Raw genomic sequence first — 14,967 nt, 5'->3', positions numbered from 1 at the left:
GTGGCACAGAGTGGCACAGAGGGAATACAGAGTTACACAGAAATTTTTTCCGTAAATGATGAATATAGACCAAATATGGAGGGCTAAATTCCCGCGCAGGCGGGAATCTCATGTTAGTCCTTCCCACATTCCCGCGCAGGCGGGAATCTCTTTATTATCTATCCCAATTTCATTTTTTTCTCCCACAGAATGCGCAGATTTGCGCAGATTGCATAGTTGCAAAGAGTTACACAGAGTGGCACAGAGGGAATACAGAGTTACACAGAAATTTTTTCCGTAAATGATGAATATAGACCAAACGTGGAGGGCTAAATTCCCGCGCAGGCGGGAATCTCATGTTAGTCCTTCCCAAATTCCCGCGCAGGCGGGAATCTCTTTATTATCTATCCCAATTTCATTTTTTCTCCCGCTGAATGCGCAAGTTCCCGCGGATTTGTATATCAATTGAACCGATTTTAGGATAAATTCTCCTTGGTCTGTTTAACCTCAAATGAACTTCGCTGAACTCGAGATTCCTGCCTTGGCAGGAATTTGTGGCGCCATCCAAATGACTTATATCATAGTTTTTATGGTTTTATTCCATTAACTTTATGCCATATCAAATAAACTCTAGCACTATGATTTCTATACTTTTTCCCACAGATTTTTCTAAAAACTCAATGAATGCCATCACCTATGCCTTGGAGTTTTTTAAATATGAAAAGGTTGCGTTTTATTTCATGCACGCCTACCAGAAGGATGTTTATGATCATGAGGATTTAGTGTCCCGTGATAATTTTGATGATGTTTTGGAGCGTGTGAAAGCGCAATCTGAAGCCAACTTGAAGGAACTTCTAAAGACGGTTAATGAAATGGCTCCAAATCCGCGATATACCTATCATAGCCTTTCGGTCTTTGGTTCACTTGTGGAAGAGGCCAACAATATTGCCGACCGTAAGAATATCGATTTGATTGTTATGGGAACCAAAGGAAAATCCGATGGCCGCAAAATTGTTTTTGGAAGTCATACCTTCCAAGTTCTGAAATATGTACAATGTCCGGTTTTGGCCATTCCAAAAAATTATACCAACACCCAACCGAAACGTATTTTATTTCCAACCGATTATCTCATACCCTACAAACGACGCGAATTGAAGTTATTATGCGATTTAGCAGCGCCCTACAGAAGTATTGTTGATGTGCTGTATGTTTCAAAAATCGATAAATTATCCATTAGGCAAGAAGATAATCAGGCTTTTATGAAAGGAACCATCTGTAAGACTGAAATAAATTTCATCACAGCAAACAGTCGAAAGGTGGCCGAAACCATTCAGGAGTATATAAAAGAAAACCAGGTGGACATGTTGGTGATGGTCAATACCCAGCATTCGTTTTTGGAAAACATGCTGTTTCCATCCAATATTGATAAAGTAAGCCTTGATCTTAAAATACCACTTTTAGCAATGCAAAACGCCACACGAGCTACACCAGCACTTTAAAGATCTGATCATGAAAAACATACTCCTTCCAACTGATTTTTCTGATAATTCTTTGAATGCCATCCGTTATGCCATTCAGCTTTTTGAAAATAATACGTGTACTTTTCATCTGTTCAATGCGTATACCCCAGTGGTTTATGATCTGACTTATGTTCTGCTCAGTCCTGCGCAATTTGGGCTTCGCGATCCCATAAGAGCAGCCTCCCAAGAAGGTTTAGACGAATTGACCACAGAACTTCTAAATGAATTTGGCAGCAATCCCAACCATAAATTTGAAACTATTGCACGGTTTGAAACCCTTATTCTCGGGATCAAAGAACTGATTGTGGAGCGAAACATTGATCTGGTCGTTATGGGAACGAAAGGCGCAACTGGAGCCAAGAAGATATTGTTTGGTTCAAATACGGTTCAAGTCTTTAGGGAAATCAAGTTTCCAGTATTGGCCATTCCATCCAATTTTGATTATGTGAGACCTAAGGAGATATTATTTCCTACCGATTTAGAAGTAGAGTTCACTCGGGAACAACTTCATGTACTTAAAGCAATAGCGAAGTTGCACGCAGCCAAAATTAATGCCCTTCACGTCAGTACAGGACATGGTTTGAGTGAGATCCAAGATCGAAACAAAGCTCTTTTACCAACCTTGTTCAAAAAATTGACTTATGAATTTCACGATATTGAAGATATGGAGATCCCTGCTGCCATTAACAGATTTCAAGAAGATCATGCCGTTGACATGTTGGTGATGATCAACAATAAACAATCATTTTTTGAGAATATATTTTTCAAGGATACCATCAATCAAATTGGTTTCTATTTGAATATCCCATTTCTAGTCATTCCGTCTAAACAGCGCTAAAATAAAACATTATGACCCCAGAAAAATATCATATTTTAATCCCAACAGATTTTTCACAAAACGCATGGAGTGCCACGGTATATGCTTTAAATCTATATGCCGATCACCCGTGTACGTTCTATCTCTTAAACTCCTTTTCTCTCGATCATACCGACTCAAGATCCTATATTACAACGCGGTTTTTGGACAGCCTAACTGAAACTTCAAGAACCGAGTTAAGTGCACTGAAAGATCGGGCAGCAGAATTATATAGCAATCCGAATCATGAATTTGAGGTCATAAGCACTTCTGAAGAGATTACGTTGGCCATAAAAAGAGCGGTACAGATAAATAATATAGATTTGGTCGTGACAGGTACTAAAGGAGCCACTGGTGTTAACAAGTATTTTTTGGGCAGTAATACCGTCAAGGTCATGCAGAGCTTAAAAAGTTGTCCAATGCTTGCGGTGCCAGATGCCTACGAATTTAAAGCTCCGACGCATATGGCGTTTCCAACCGATTTTACCCGCGTTTACGAAGCGAAAGAATTACAAGCCTTACTGAATTTCGCCGATTTATATCAGGCCCATATTTATGTTTTGCACATCAAATTACAAAGTGAATTAAGTGAACGGCAAAACAGCAACATGAGAGTCCTTCAAGCGCATTTGGTGAACCATCAGCACACGTTTCATTGGGTGGAGAAATCGGCGACAAAATCTGATGAAATCAACGAGTTTGTTAAAGATTTAAAAATCGATGTGCTTGCCATGGTGAATTATAAACATAGTTTTGTGGAAAGAGTCATTAAAGAACCGGTAATCAAAAAGATAGGATTTCAACCGATGGTGCCTTTTTTGGTGATTCCAGAATAAAGTTAAAGGTTTAAAATCTCAAATTCAAATGCCATGCCTATCGATAGACAGGCAAAAATCAACAATCAACAATCAAATTGAAATAAATAAAATATCCATGAAAAGAAAAATATTATTGCCTACTGATTTTTCAGACAATGCGCTACAGGCCATTAAATATGCCTTGGAACTTTATAAGGATCAAGAGTGCATTTTTTATCTTTTAAATGTGTTTTTTATAAACCCAACTAATCTAGAAAATTTGATGGGTATGGAGCCTGGCAGTGACTTATATGAGGCCACCAAAAGACATTCCGAAAACCAGTTACATAAATTGCTAAGTGAGGTTGCCTTTAATGACAACGGGAATTCAAAACATAGCTTTCAGACCATATCCACTTTTAACGAGCCATTACAGGCTATTAGAGCTGCTGTGGAAGAAAAGGATATTCAATTGATTGTCATGGGAACTCGTGGACAGACCAATGCCAGAAGCAAGATTTACGGTAGTACCGCTATTGATGTTATGGAAAAAATCAGGAATTGCCCGGTGATTGTCGTTCCACAATTGGCTAAGCGTAAGATTCCAAAGGAGATTGTTTTTCCAACAAACTACAAAACTAGTTTCAAGAAACAGGAGTTAAAACATCTGATTAATATTGCGAAAAGTAGTAATGCGTCCATAAAGGTATTGCATGTTTCAGAGGAAGGAAAATTGAACTCCCAACAGGCAAACAACAAAAAGCTGCTGGACGAGTATTTCGAAGAGGTCAGTCATTCCTTTCATTTATTGAGTCAGCTCTCCGTACCTGCGGCCATTAATTGTTTTGTCGAAAGTAGAGAGAGCGATATGGTAGCGTTCATAAATAGTAAGCATTCATTTTTCGCAAGTATTTTTAACCAGCCCTTGGTAAAAGGGATTGCCTATGATTCAAAAGTGCCCATTTTGGTGATGCATGATTTGAAGAATTAAGTACTCATAAATTAAGAACAAAGAATCAAGATTCCGGACGAAAGAATAGCACGTTAGGGAATTGGATGAATTCCTTCCAAGAGGAGCCTATTCCAATCAAGGTCATTTCTAAAATTTGTCCACATAGATTAATAAGCCAAATTATTCTTCACGCCTTAAATGGTCGAGGCTATTGCTGACACTTATAGCAATGTCAATGGGTTGTCATGTTTTTTAAGACGATCTACAATGAAATTTTAAAAAAAATTCAGCTTCAGTATCACGCATAAAAAAAAACAATATATTTGATATAATGTTGATTTACTTTTGGTTGGACCTTTTCTCAAGTAAAATTTAGGTACAGGACAATCAGCTTTAATCCGATCATTTTCTGAGTAAATCAGAACATATAGGTTTTAAATATAATGGACTAAAATCATTTATCAATTTAAAGGCATTCAAATTATCGGCATTTGATTTTAATTATGAAATAAAAGGAACTCATAACAAAATGCATCTTTATACTACTCATTGCATTTCCGCTTTTTGGCTTTGGTCAGGAGGGAAGGGGTGTTATTGATTCTATTTTAGTACGAGGTAAGGACAGTGTTAAAATCAAGAAGGTGACATTTAACGGCTATCCGTATGTGTTTTATACCCCTGAAACCCAAGCTGCAATCGGTGCAGGCGGCATCTTTATTTTTTATACCCAAACCAAGTCGGAGGAATTACGTCCGTCTAAAATCGGATTCGGGGCATTCTACACCACCAATAAACAATACAAATTTTCGATCAACCCCATAATCTATTTCAACGCCAACAAACTTGTCCTCCAAATGCCAACATCTTTTGGCTCTACTGAGGATAAATTTTGGGGATTGGGCAATGAAACCCCAGAGACCGGCACCGCCGCCTATTCAAGAGAAGATTTCAACCTTCAAATGGAAGTACAGGTGCCACCGTTTTTATTTTTTTCTGACCGAACAGGGTTTATTCTGGATTTTAAACATACTGCCATCGTGGATGTCCAGGAAAATGCGTTTCTAATGGACGAATCCGTAACTGGATTTAATGGTGGCAATTTGTATGGCGTAGGGGTCAACTTGGTTTGGGACCGACGTGACAATCTGTTTTACCCAACTTCCGGCCATTACCAATATATTAAATTCATTGCCTATACGGAGCCTAGCGACTATATTTTCACCACGTTTGAGCTTGACGTGAGACTCTATAAAACCTTATTCAAAAACCATGTATGGGCCACAAACTTCTATCTTAAGAATGTTGCAGGCAACGCGCCATTTTATGAATTGCCCGCCCTTGGAGGACATCAACGCATGCGTGGTTATTTTCAGGGACGTTATAGAGATAAAAACTATGTGTCCCTACAAACTGAATTTCGGCAATATTTTTGGAAACGACTTGGTTTTGTGGTTTTCGCAGGGATCGGCGATGTCAGTGAGGAAATCACCAGTTTAAATATGAACGAATTGAAATACAGCATTGGTGGTGGGCTCCGCTATCTCTTTAATAAAAAAGAAAATGTGAATTTAAGAATGGATATTGGTATTGGAAGAGATGGCACGACCGGTATCTATTTTGGTATTGAAGAGGCCTTCTAATTTCTCATTTGTTTCACGGATTCAAAAATTAACCGAGTACCAAAACAACAATCAAATTATGAAAATCCACTATCAAATTATCTTTATAGCCTGCAGTTTTATGTGTCTGTACGCTTGTTCAAGCACCAAAATTTTGGATTCCTGGAAAGCAGAGCCTTCTGTTGTGGAATTATTTAAAACGAAAAAAGTATTGGTCATTGCCCGTACCGCCAATGACGACGCGCGCTATGCCTTTGAAAGTGCGTTGACTAGATGCTTTGCGAAAACGGGGAATCAACGCCACCGAGAGTTATAGTAAAGCGCCAAAGATCCATCCAGCGCGAGAAATGTCCCAAGAACGCTTGGACTTGATTAAGAGTTTGATGAAAAGTGAAGGGTTTACTGCAGTGGTATTAACCGTCATTAAAGATAAGCAAGAAACCGTAAGAACAACTTCCAACGGAATTTATGTGGGAGCATCTTATGGCGCCTATTATCCTGGGTATTACGGTGGATTTTACAATTATTATAACCACCCTTATGCCTACGGTTCTTATTATGATACTTTTGGGGGCTTTATTTCAACCTCAAATTCCACCCAGGTCAACACAAATTATGTCTTGGAAACTGTGGCCTACAACTTAGAACAATCCGACGGAGAGCAATTGGTGGCAGTGGTAACATCAAGTTTAAATGACCCTAATGATGCGCATAAGACGGCAGATCAATATGTTGAATTATTAATCAAAGCATTGGAAGCGTCAAATAAATAAGCCCATCATAATTCATAATTAAAAAAGAATTAACTTCGATACATACCCATAGGATTTAGAATGAAGGTTATAGCGGTTATTTTATGGATGTTTCTTCTAGTAGGACCTCATGCCGGTGCGCAGGATCTTGAGCCAAGACGCTGGACGCCCTTGCCTTTGAAAAATAATTTTATTGGCGCTGGTTATGTGTACACTAATGGTAAGATATTCTTCGATCCTATTCTGGACGTAAAGGATGCTACGATTGATGTGAATACCTTCGTGGCAGATTATGTTCGGCCGTTTAAATTGGGGAATAAATTAGCGCGATTTGATCTTCGCGTTCCCTATACCATAGCACGGTGGGAAGGCCAACTAGCTGATTCGCCAACGTCAATAACACGTCGTGGGTTTTCTGATCCAAGGTTACGGCTTTCCGTAAACATTTTAGGACCCCAGGCCATGGATCTCAAGGAATTGCAGGAGTATATGAGTACACATGCCGTGTATACCGTAGTGGGTGTATCGGTGGCGGTCACACTTCCTTTAGGACAGTACTATAGCGATAAACTGCTCAATTTAGGGCAGAATCGTTTTGTATTTCGTCCACAAGCGGGGTTTGTCCATAATTGGAGGCAGTGGTCCTACGAGCTGACCGGATCATTATACCTCTTTACCAACAACAACGATTTTTTTAATGGTGGTACACGAAAACAAGATCCAATATTTGCCATGCAAACCCATCTTATCCGGAGATTTAAGCGTGGGTTATGGGGTTCTTTGAGTCTGGGATCGGGGCTCTTGGGAGAATCGTTAGTCAACCGACAACCTCATAATGACAAGAGGGAAGATCTATTAGGTGCCTTCTCCTTTGGATTTCCATTGCTAAAAAGACAAGCAGTAAAATTAGTATATATGAGGTCGGAAACCTTAAATGATATTGGAGGCGATACCAACTCCTTTGGGGTGGTCTGGTCCGCATCGTTTTAAAAAATATAAAATTCTGAAAGTTTTTTTAAATGGATCCTAAAATTACTTGAGGTTTTGAAATAAGTAAAGCATTTTTTTATGAGTATGCACCAAAATGATAGTGTAATTATCTCTATCTTTAAAGGGGTTTAACTTGAAGTAGACTAGAATATTACTCTGTTAATTGCCCTGATTATTCCTGCTGTTGTTTGAAAAATAAGTGCCTTCATTGATGATATTGTGATTATGAAAAAGTTATCGCTAAAAACGATTTTAAAAGTCCTGCTGTTTTTTTGCATAACTTTTCAGATGCAGTCGACACCAAGATTACAGCAAAACGATTCCATTCGTAAAATCGCTGCAAGTGAAAAACAGCGCATCATTGATTCGGTAAAAAGAGTCCACTTGGAAGAGGAATTAAGGGTGCTCATCAAAAAAGAGGATCTGCAAAATAAAAATGCGCAAAACCAATTGGAGGCTATTAAGACCATGGAGATCAAAAATCTGGCCGCTAAAAAAGCGCGGATAGATTCGCTTCGGCCATTCACTAGGGGCTATCCGGTTGTGGGTGTGAAACAGGATACACTTTTCTTTATTTATTCTAGAATTGGTGCTTCTACGGCTCAAGATAGAGCGCGGAATGTTAGCAGCAAAATTGAAACACTCTATCAAGATTATTTTTTTAAAAAAGATTCTTTTTCGGTGGTGCCGTCACAATATACTTATGATATAGTTTATGGCAAAACAATCATCATGAGTATCTCTGAAGATGATGCGCTTTGGCATGGCACTACGGCAATGGCATTGGCGGAACACCTTGAGAAAATCATTGAAACCTCTATTCTAAGTCTAAAAGAAGAGCGAATGATCTCAAAAATCTTGATGCGTGTGGCTTTGGCCCTTCTTGCCATTGGTGCGATATGGTTGGTCATTTGGCTTCTTGGAAAAGTACACCGCTGGTCCTTGAAACGTATTGAGACCAAAAAGGAAATCTGGCTCAAAAATTTAAATTATAAGGATTATACATTTCTATCCGCCGAACAAGAATTACAGGTCATCTTTTCAATATTAAAACTTGTGAGATGGTTCGTTCTCATCTTCGTACTTTATCTTGCCTTGCCCATTGTCTTCAGTATTTTTCCTATTTCACAACATTGGGCGGATGTTTTGTTCCATTTGATATGGTCTCCAATTAAAACTATTTTCATTTCCATTTGGCACTATTTGCCCAATATATTCAGGATTTTGGTCATTTATTTGGTCATAAAATATGTTGTAAAAGTTATCAGATATGTATTTCGAGAGATCGAAAATGAGAAGCTCCAAATTTCCGGCTTTCATTCGGATTGGGCAGTGCCAACCTTCAGTATCATTAAGTTCCTTTTGTACGCGTTCATGTTCGTGCTCATCTTCCCATTATTGCCAGGATCGCATTCCGATATTTTCAAAGGAGTTTCCGTATTCATTGGTATTTTATTTTCCTTAGGATCTTCAACCGCCATCGCCAATATGGTGGCAGGTTTGGTCATCACCTATATGCGTCCGTTTAGGATTGGGGACCGCATAAAAATAGCTGATGTTGTTGGAGATGTGGTCGAGAAAAGTCTATTGATAACAAGAATAAGAACAACAAAGAATGAAATCATCACTATCCCCAATTCCTCTGTACTTTCCGGCAACACCGTCAATTACAGTAGTGAGGCCAATGGCAAAGGATTAATTCTGCATACCACAGTAACCATTGGCTATGATGTGCCGTGGAAAGATATTCACCAAGCCTTGATCGATGCGGCCTTGTTGACGGAAACAATTTTACCAGAACCTCAACCATTCGTTTTGCAAACCAGTCTTGATGATTATTATGTTGCCTATCAAATCAATGCCCATACAAGAGAAGCATCGAAACAGGGCCATATTTATTCCCAGCTGCACCAAAACATCCAGAACGTCTGTAATGAAAGAGGGATTGAAATCCTTTCGCCACATTATCGTGCCCAACGCGATGGAAATGAAACTACAATTCCTAAAGACTATCGCGCCAAAGATTATAAATCGCCAAGTTTTAATGTTAATTTAGAAAAAGACGAATAAGCTGAACGTCAACTTTTTTTGAGGGTTTTCTTCATGTGTTAAAAAAACTGATAGGCTCTTTTCCATAAATTCACAACAACTTCTACCAATTATTCTTAAGTTTAGGCTCTGATAAAAATAAAGAACTCGCCTGTGCCATCCAAATGTTTAGAGCATAAAAAATCCGGAGTTTTCTGGTTTTTTAATGATTTGCCAGCCTAGAGAAGTACAGTATAAATCGAGATTAGTACCTAATTAATTGATATGAAAATTTTACACACTGCCGATTGGCACATTGGAAAGCAATTGCATAAAATGGACTTAGCGGATGACTTGGAATTGTTTTTCGATTGGTTAATAGATACCATAGCGAAAGAACACATCGATTTGCTATTGATTTCAGGAGATGTATTTGATCAGGCAAATCCGTCGCAAACGTCGTTAAAGCAGTATTATGGGTTTTTAAAACGAATGCTTGGCACCGACTGTAAAATTGTTTTAACGGGTGGAAATCACGATTCGGCCTCTGTTTTAAATGCGCCAAAGGACATCCTAGGATTCTTGAATATTGATGTTATTGGCGGCGCTCCTGACGATATCCAAGATCTTTTCATAAAATACACGAAGAAAGAGGAGCAGGTGGTTATTGCTGCCGTCCCGTTTCTAAGGGATAGGGACATTAGAAATTCGGCAGCAGGAGAATCTTATGGCGATAAAATCGAACAGATTCGAGAGGGCATAAAAACGTATTTCTCTAATATCAATGCGCATTACCAGCAACATCATCCTGGAGTTTGTTTTATAGTGATGGGCCATTTATACGTGCAGGGCGCTCATGTTTCCGAAAGTATGCGGGATATCCAAATTGGCAATCAGGCTGGGGTTTCAGGAACCATTTTTGGCGATGCACCGCATTATGTAGCTTTGGGACATATCCATAAACCTTATGCCGTATCACGGCATGTGCATTATTCAGGTTCTCCAATTTGTTTGAGTTTTAGTGAAAAAGAAGAAGTAAAACAGGTCAATATTATTTCGGTGAGTGGACAACAGGTTAAGGTGGACATCCTGCCTATTCCGAAGTTCAGAAATTTGGTCACTTTTCAAGGCACACTTGAAGCGGTTAAAAAACAATTAAATAGCTATTCGCCCATTACTAATCTGGTTTCACTTGCGGAAATTATCGTGAATGAACCCGACGAAAGCATACAGATCCGAAGGGATTTAGACGATTTATTGGAAAATTACGAGAATGAGCATCTTAAAATAGTAAAATCAAAATTGAACTTCCTGAATAAAGTACGCGGGGCTTCCGAGGCTTTTGAGCCTGGCATAAGCGTTGCCGATGTGACGCCCATGGAAATGTTTGAAAAAAGGTTGGAACTTGATGGCACTCAAGAAAACACCGAGGAATTAAAAAATGCATTTCGTCAAATTTTGGAAGAGCTCAACCTATAGTTATGAAAATCAGCAAAATCAGTTTTAAAAACATTCATTCGCTTCGCGGCGAACATCATATCGACTTTTCCTCAGGGCCTTTGGCAGAAAGTGGTCTTTTTGCAATTACCGGCGCCACGGGTTCAGGAAAGTCCACCTTGCTGGACGTTATTACCTTGGCTTTATACAATAGAGTCCCAAGAATAGGGTCTATCAGCAAATCGGTTATTGATGATGAAGGTGGCATTATGACCAGGAATGCCAAAGATTGTTATGCGGAGGTAGAATATATCGTCAAACAAAAAACATACCGATCGCATTGGTCCATTGAGAGAAACCGTAACCATAATCTCAACGATCGGAAACAGGAAATTATTGACGTGGCAACGGGTGCGATTCTTGAAAGCGGGAAATCTGCCGTCCCTCTCAAAAATGAAGAACTGATTGGGCTGAGTTATGATCAATTTGTAAAGGCGATGGTATTGTCCCAAGGCCAGTTCAGTAAATTATTGCAGGCAAAAAGAGATGAACGCAATAAGTTACTGGAAGACATTACTGGTGCTAAAGACTACAGGTCGATAGGAATTGCTGTGTTTAAGAGGTTCAGGGCAGCTTCAGACGCATGTAAAGAACAGGAGATACGATTGGGGGAAGTAGAATTGCTTCCTGAAGAGGAAAAGAAAAGTTTAATCGCCCAAGAAATTGCCTTAAACCAATCCAAACTTGCTCAAAAAAAAGCGTTGGATGATTTAAAAGTAGAGATTGAAAACCAAAAAGGCATTTTTAAAAACCAAACGGTTTTAAATGCGAATGCAACACAGCAAAAAGAATTAGCTCAGGCGATTGAGGATTTCAAGAAAGAGGAAATCACTTTAAAAAACCACTCAAAATACGTAGGGCATAGCCAACTCATCTCCAATTTTGAACAAAAGGAGAAAACCTTTAAAGAACATTCAGATGAGCTTGGCAGAGAACATGTAAAGGAAACCACCATTTTAAAAGAGAACAGCAGCTTATTGGACGAAGCTTCAGTACTATTAAAAAGAAAGGTGGGAGCAGAAGACTTTGTCGGTCATTTAACGGAGTTCAATACCACAGTGACGGCATTAAAAAAAGAAGAGGATCTGGCCAGAGCAGAGGCAAAACTCCATGAGGACGCCATTAAAAAATTGCTTTTGGAGATCAATAAAGATTCAGAACGCATCCGTTTTATTCCGCAACCTGCTGATTTTATTGAAGGTATTCAGCCAGTTAAAGATAAAATTGACAATTTCTTAAAAACAACGGGGATAAATGGTGATATGGAATTGGTTGAAAGGGAAGTGAAGCTTCGAGAAAAAATACAGCTGATCCATACGGTAAAAATTACACTGACCCAATACAATTCAGAATTAAAAAACAAAAATTCAAAAACCGCCGAATTAAAGGCAAGTGAAGCTTTGGTTGAAAAATACAGCAGCCAATTGAATCTTTTGGAAAGTGAATTGAAGCTTTTGGAAGTGGCCGTGGAGACGCTAGCTAAGGAGGAAGAAATGCGTAAAAAACATCAAAGTCTGGAGGCACACCGAAACACTTTGGTTGATGGTGAAGCCTGTCCGCTCTGTGGATCATTGGAACATCCATTTGCCATAGATAACCCCGTTTTTGATGCTAAAGAGGCAATTCTAAAGTCCAAAACAGAAGTGTTGGATACAAAACGAGCATTAAAAATTGCCACCCAAACCAATTTAGACAATGAGCAGAATAAAAGTAAGGCCTTAAAACAGGACCTTCTTAAAATTCATGAAGCTTTGGCGCCACAGCTTGGCGAAATCGAAAAGTACAGCAAATCTTTAAACTTAGAGGCTATCGCGGATCATGAAACGCTTCAAACTGTAGAAACAGAGGTTCTAAAATCCCTGCAAATGGTAGAGCAAGGTAAGAAAGCGTTCCATTTACGGAGTTTATTGGAGAATTTGAGCCATGCTGCAAAACAATGGCAGACCAGTTCAGCTCTAACTACTGAAAAGGAAATGAAGAGAAAACAACTTTATGATGGCGACGCTGTAGATTCTAAAGTGCAATCATTAATGTCGAAATGGGCTGCAAACATTGAAAACATTAAAAACAACCAGCAAGCCATTGTAGCATTGAAAACTAAACTGGCGCTTATCGCCAAAGAAAAAGAAAATTTTGAAAGGCAACTCCATGAAATCTTAAAAAAAGAATCGGTCGAAAGTATCCAAGACTTGAAGGCTTTTATCCTATCCGAAAAAGACGCGGAACAGATCCGACAGAAAAAGAAACAGATAGAATTGCGGCAAGAGCGTTTGCAAACCGAAAAAGATACCGCCCAAAAGGAAATTGAAGCGTTTAAAAAACTAATCACGTCCGACGAACCTTTAACCGCACTCCAAGAAAATTACACCAAGTTGGATGAAGCCTTTATCGGTTTAAACCAACAGATCGGGATTATTAAAACGACCTTGGAAGTTGATACCAAAGCGAAGGAAAGACAAGAGGCCTTGTTGGAAAAATTAAAGGAATTGAAAAAAGAAGAAGATCTATGGAAAACCATGAACGGGTTGATTGGTGATGCAACTGGCAAACGCTTTTCAAATTTTGTCCAAGATTTAACGCTCGAGCAATTGATCGGGTATGCCAATCTGCGATTAAAGGATATGAACGATCGCTATTTACTGGATATTCCTACGGCAGACGAAGCCGATAAAAACGATTCCTTAAAAGTATTCGATAGCCATCAAGGCGATGCCCGACGATCCATCAACACCTTATCCGGTGGCGAAACCTTTATGGTGAGCTTGGCAATGGCCTTCGCACTCTCCGATTTAGCCGCTAAAAACGTCAAAATCGAATCCATATTTATTGATGAAGGTTTTGGTACGTTGGATCCTGAAACTTTAAACCAAGCCATAACCATCTTGGAAAAAATGCAAAATGAAGGCAATAAATCCATCGGCGTGATTTCGCATGTGGAGGCCTTAAAAGATCGGATCACCACCCAAATCCGCTTGGAAAAAATGGGGTCAGGGTATAGTAAAATTGAGATTATTTAAAGGAATTGCAGTGTCAGAATAATGAATAAAGATGCTTCGACAAGATCGGTAATCGCCGCTGCGCATAGAAAATTGACCTTACTGCCGGTAGGCAAAATGAGTTGATGGGTATTGAAAAACAACGCCAATTTAGTTGAACCACACGGCATAACCTTCCCGTCGCAACTCCAGTGCAATTTGTTGTTCAGCTTGCAAGGCTTCGGCTCTGGTGAGAAATGGATCAATATGCGTGTATAAACTAGGTCTTAAGTAAAGTCCGTATTTTTCTACAAGTTGAGCAGACAATTTATGTCCTTTTTTATTTCGAAACCCAGTTTTATGTTGAAGAAATCGCTCTTTGGGTGTTTTGCTGGTCTGACCCACGTACAAACACTGTAAGACGCCATTAAATTGCGGATTTGCTGTCCTAAACTTGATGTTTTCCGAAAACACCCTTTTGGACAGTTCAATGACATAAATGGTATATAAAGTTTTAGCCACGTCTTTTTATATTAACTGATAACTGCAGTCCTTATTATAAACAAGTCCTTGATGCTGATTTGCACATCAATTTATTCGATGCTCAAACTGCCATTTTCTTTGTGACATTCAAATCACTTTCCTGACCCTAACCTTAAGTTGAAAGCCTTCCTTTCTGCCATGTCAGGAGTCACCCAAAAGCAACGTCCAAATTTAGGCAATTTCCTCTTGAAGTTCTAATCTAAAGATCGTGGTCAGATCAATTCACTCTAAGAGTTTTAAAAAATCTATAATCCGAAAATCCACCTATTATTTGTTAGAACCCAACGGTTTTTATTCGTTTTTCGCATGGCTTCTTCGTTAATTTTTTTATTTTCATCTAATGTTCAAAAAACCATCTTTTGTTCAAAATTGTTGATAACCATTTAACAACAATTTTTGGTCGCCACAAAAAGTCATAGATAATTTCGACATCTTTACACCTCAATAAATTTTCTAATT

Annotated in this window: 12 protein-coding genes; 11 read left to right on the top strand and 1 reads right to left on the bottom strand. The window is 38.9% G+C overall.

Annotated elements, in window-relative coordinates; translation table 11 throughout:
• Positions 1 to 617: 617 nt before the first annotated feature.
• The 11 genes from VLZ86_RS10665 (at position 618) to VLZ86_RS10615 (ending at position 14,007) form a co-directional block, all read left to right on the top strand.
• Positions 618 to 1,478: a universal stress protein gene (locus VLZ86_RS10665; protein ID WP_325451137.1), complete on the top strand. Its 861-nt coding sequence runs from the start codon at positions 618 to 620 to the stop codon at positions 1,476 to 1,478.
• Positions 1,479 to 1,488: 10 nt separating this feature from the next.
• Positions 1,489 to 2,337 carry a universal stress protein gene (locus tag VLZ86_RS10660; RefSeq protein ID WP_325451135.1) on the top strand — a complete coding sequence of 283 codons (849 nt, stop codon included), beginning with the start codon at positions 1,489 to 1,491 and terminating at the stop codon, positions 2,335 to 2,337.
• An 11-nt stretch (positions 2,338 to 2,348) separates the two neighbouring features.
• Positions 2,349 to 3,191, top strand: coding sequence for a universal stress protein (locus tag VLZ86_RS10655; RefSeq protein WP_325451133.1), 843 nt, complete (start codon positions 2,349 to 2,351; stop codon positions 3,189 to 3,191).
• 97 nt (positions 3,192 to 3,288) lie between these two features.
• The gene (locus VLZ86_RS10650) at positions 3,289 to 4,143 is read left to right on the top strand and encodes a universal stress protein (RefSeq protein ID WP_325451131.1); all 855 of its coding nucleotides are present in this window, start codon (positions 3,289 to 3,291) and stop codon (positions 4,141 to 4,143) included.
• Positions 4,144 to 4,745: 602 nt separating this feature from the next.
• The gene (locus VLZ86_RS10645) at positions 4,746 to 5,744 is read left to right on the top strand and encodes a BamA/TamA family outer membrane protein (protein ID WP_325451129.1); all 999 of its coding nucleotides are present in this window, start codon (positions 4,746 to 4,748) and stop codon (positions 5,742 to 5,744) included.
• A 58-nt stretch (positions 5,745 to 5,802) separates the two neighbouring features.
• The gene (locus VLZ86_RS10640) at positions 5,803 to 6,039 is read left to right on the top strand and encodes a hypothetical protein (RefSeq protein WP_325451128.1); all 237 of its coding nucleotides are present in this window, start codon (positions 5,803 to 5,805) and stop codon (positions 6,037 to 6,039) included.
• Positions 6,002 to 6,496 carry a hypothetical protein gene (locus VLZ86_RS10635; protein ID WP_325451126.1) on the top strand — a complete coding sequence of 165 codons (495 nt, stop codon included), beginning with the start codon at positions 6,002 to 6,004 and terminating at the stop codon, positions 6,494 to 6,496. Before VLZ86_RS10640 ends, VLZ86_RS10635 begins: the two co-directional genes overlap by 38 nt.
• A gap of 60 nt (positions 6,497 to 6,556) precedes the next feature.
• Entirely contained in the window at positions 6,557 to 7,465 is a 909-nt protein-coding gene (locus tag VLZ86_RS10630) for a transporter (protein ID WP_325451124.1), read from the top strand.
• A 288-nt stretch (positions 7,466 to 7,753) separates the two neighbouring features.
• Positions 7,754 to 9,535, top strand: a complete 1,782-nt coding sequence (locus VLZ86_RS10625) for a mechanosensitive ion channel family protein (RefSeq protein WP_325451122.1) — start codon at positions 7,754 to 7,756, stop codon at positions 9,533 to 9,535.
• A gap of 243 nt (positions 9,536 to 9,778) precedes the next feature.
• Entirely contained in the window at positions 9,779 to 10,972 is a 1,194-nt protein-coding gene (gene sbcD, locus VLZ86_RS10620) for an exonuclease subunit SbcD (RefSeq protein ID WP_325451120.1), read from the top strand.
• Between the two features lie 2 nt (positions 10,973 to 10,974).
• Positions 10,975 to 14,007: an AAA family ATPase gene (locus VLZ86_RS10615; protein WP_325451118.1), complete on the top strand. Its 3,033-nt coding sequence runs from the start codon at positions 10,975 to 10,977 to the stop codon at positions 14,005 to 14,007.
• A gap of 129 nt (positions 14,008 to 14,136) precedes the next feature.
• Here the strand turns inward: VLZ86_RS10615 and VLZ86_RS10610 are convergent, their stop codons facing one another.
• Positions 14,137 to 14,487: a ribose-5-phosphate isomerase gene (locus tag VLZ86_RS10610; RefSeq protein WP_325451116.1), complete on the bottom strand. Its 351-nt coding sequence runs from the start codon at positions 14,485 to 14,487 to the stop codon at positions 14,137 to 14,139.
• Between the last annotated feature and the right edge of the window lie 480 nt (positions 14,488 to 14,967).

It is taken from the genome of Gelidibacter sp., from assembly GCF_035515035.1.
GTDB lineage: Bacteria > Bacteroidota > Bacteroidia > Flavobacteriales > Flavobacteriaceae > Gelidibacter.
This window is presented reverse-complemented; position numbering and strand designations above follow the sequence as displayed.

Excerpts from the sequence above, each read along its gene's own strand:
- VLZ86_RS10615 (WP_325451118.1), top strand. The coding sequence starts at position 10,975 with ATGAAAATCAGCAAAATCAGTTTTAAAAACATTCATTCGCTTCGCGGC.
- VLZ86_RS10625 (WP_325451122.1), top strand. The coding sequence starts at position 7,754 with ATGCAGTCGACACCAAGATTACAGCAAAACGATTCCATTCGTAAAATC.
- VLZ86_RS10630 (WP_325451124.1), top strand. The coding sequence starts at position 6,557 with ATGAAGGTTATAGCGGTTATTTTATGGATGTTTCTTCTAGTAGGACCT.
- VLZ86_RS10655 (WP_325451133.1), top strand. The coding sequence starts at position 2,349 with ATGACCCCAGAAAAATATCATATTTTAATCCCAACAGATTTTTCACAA.
- VLZ86_RS10640 (WP_325451128.1), top strand. The coding sequence starts at position 5,803 with ATGAAAATCCACTATCAAATTATCTTTATAGCCTGCAGTTTTATGTGT.
- VLZ86_RS10660 (WP_325451135.1), top strand. The coding sequence starts at position 1,489 with ATGAAAAACATACTCCTTCCAACTGATTTTTCTGATAATTCTTTGAAT.
- VLZ86_RS10650 (WP_325451131.1), top strand. The coding sequence starts at position 3,289 with ATGAAAAGAAAAATATTATTGCCTACTGATTTTTCAGACAATGCGCTA.
- sbcD (WP_325451120.1), top strand. The coding sequence starts at position 9,779 with ATGAAAATTTTACACACTGCCGATTGGCACATTGGAAAGCAATTGCAT.
- VLZ86_RS10665 (WP_325451137.1), top strand. The coding sequence starts at position 618 with ATGATTTCTATACTTTTTCCCACAGATTTTTCTAAAAACTCAATGAAT.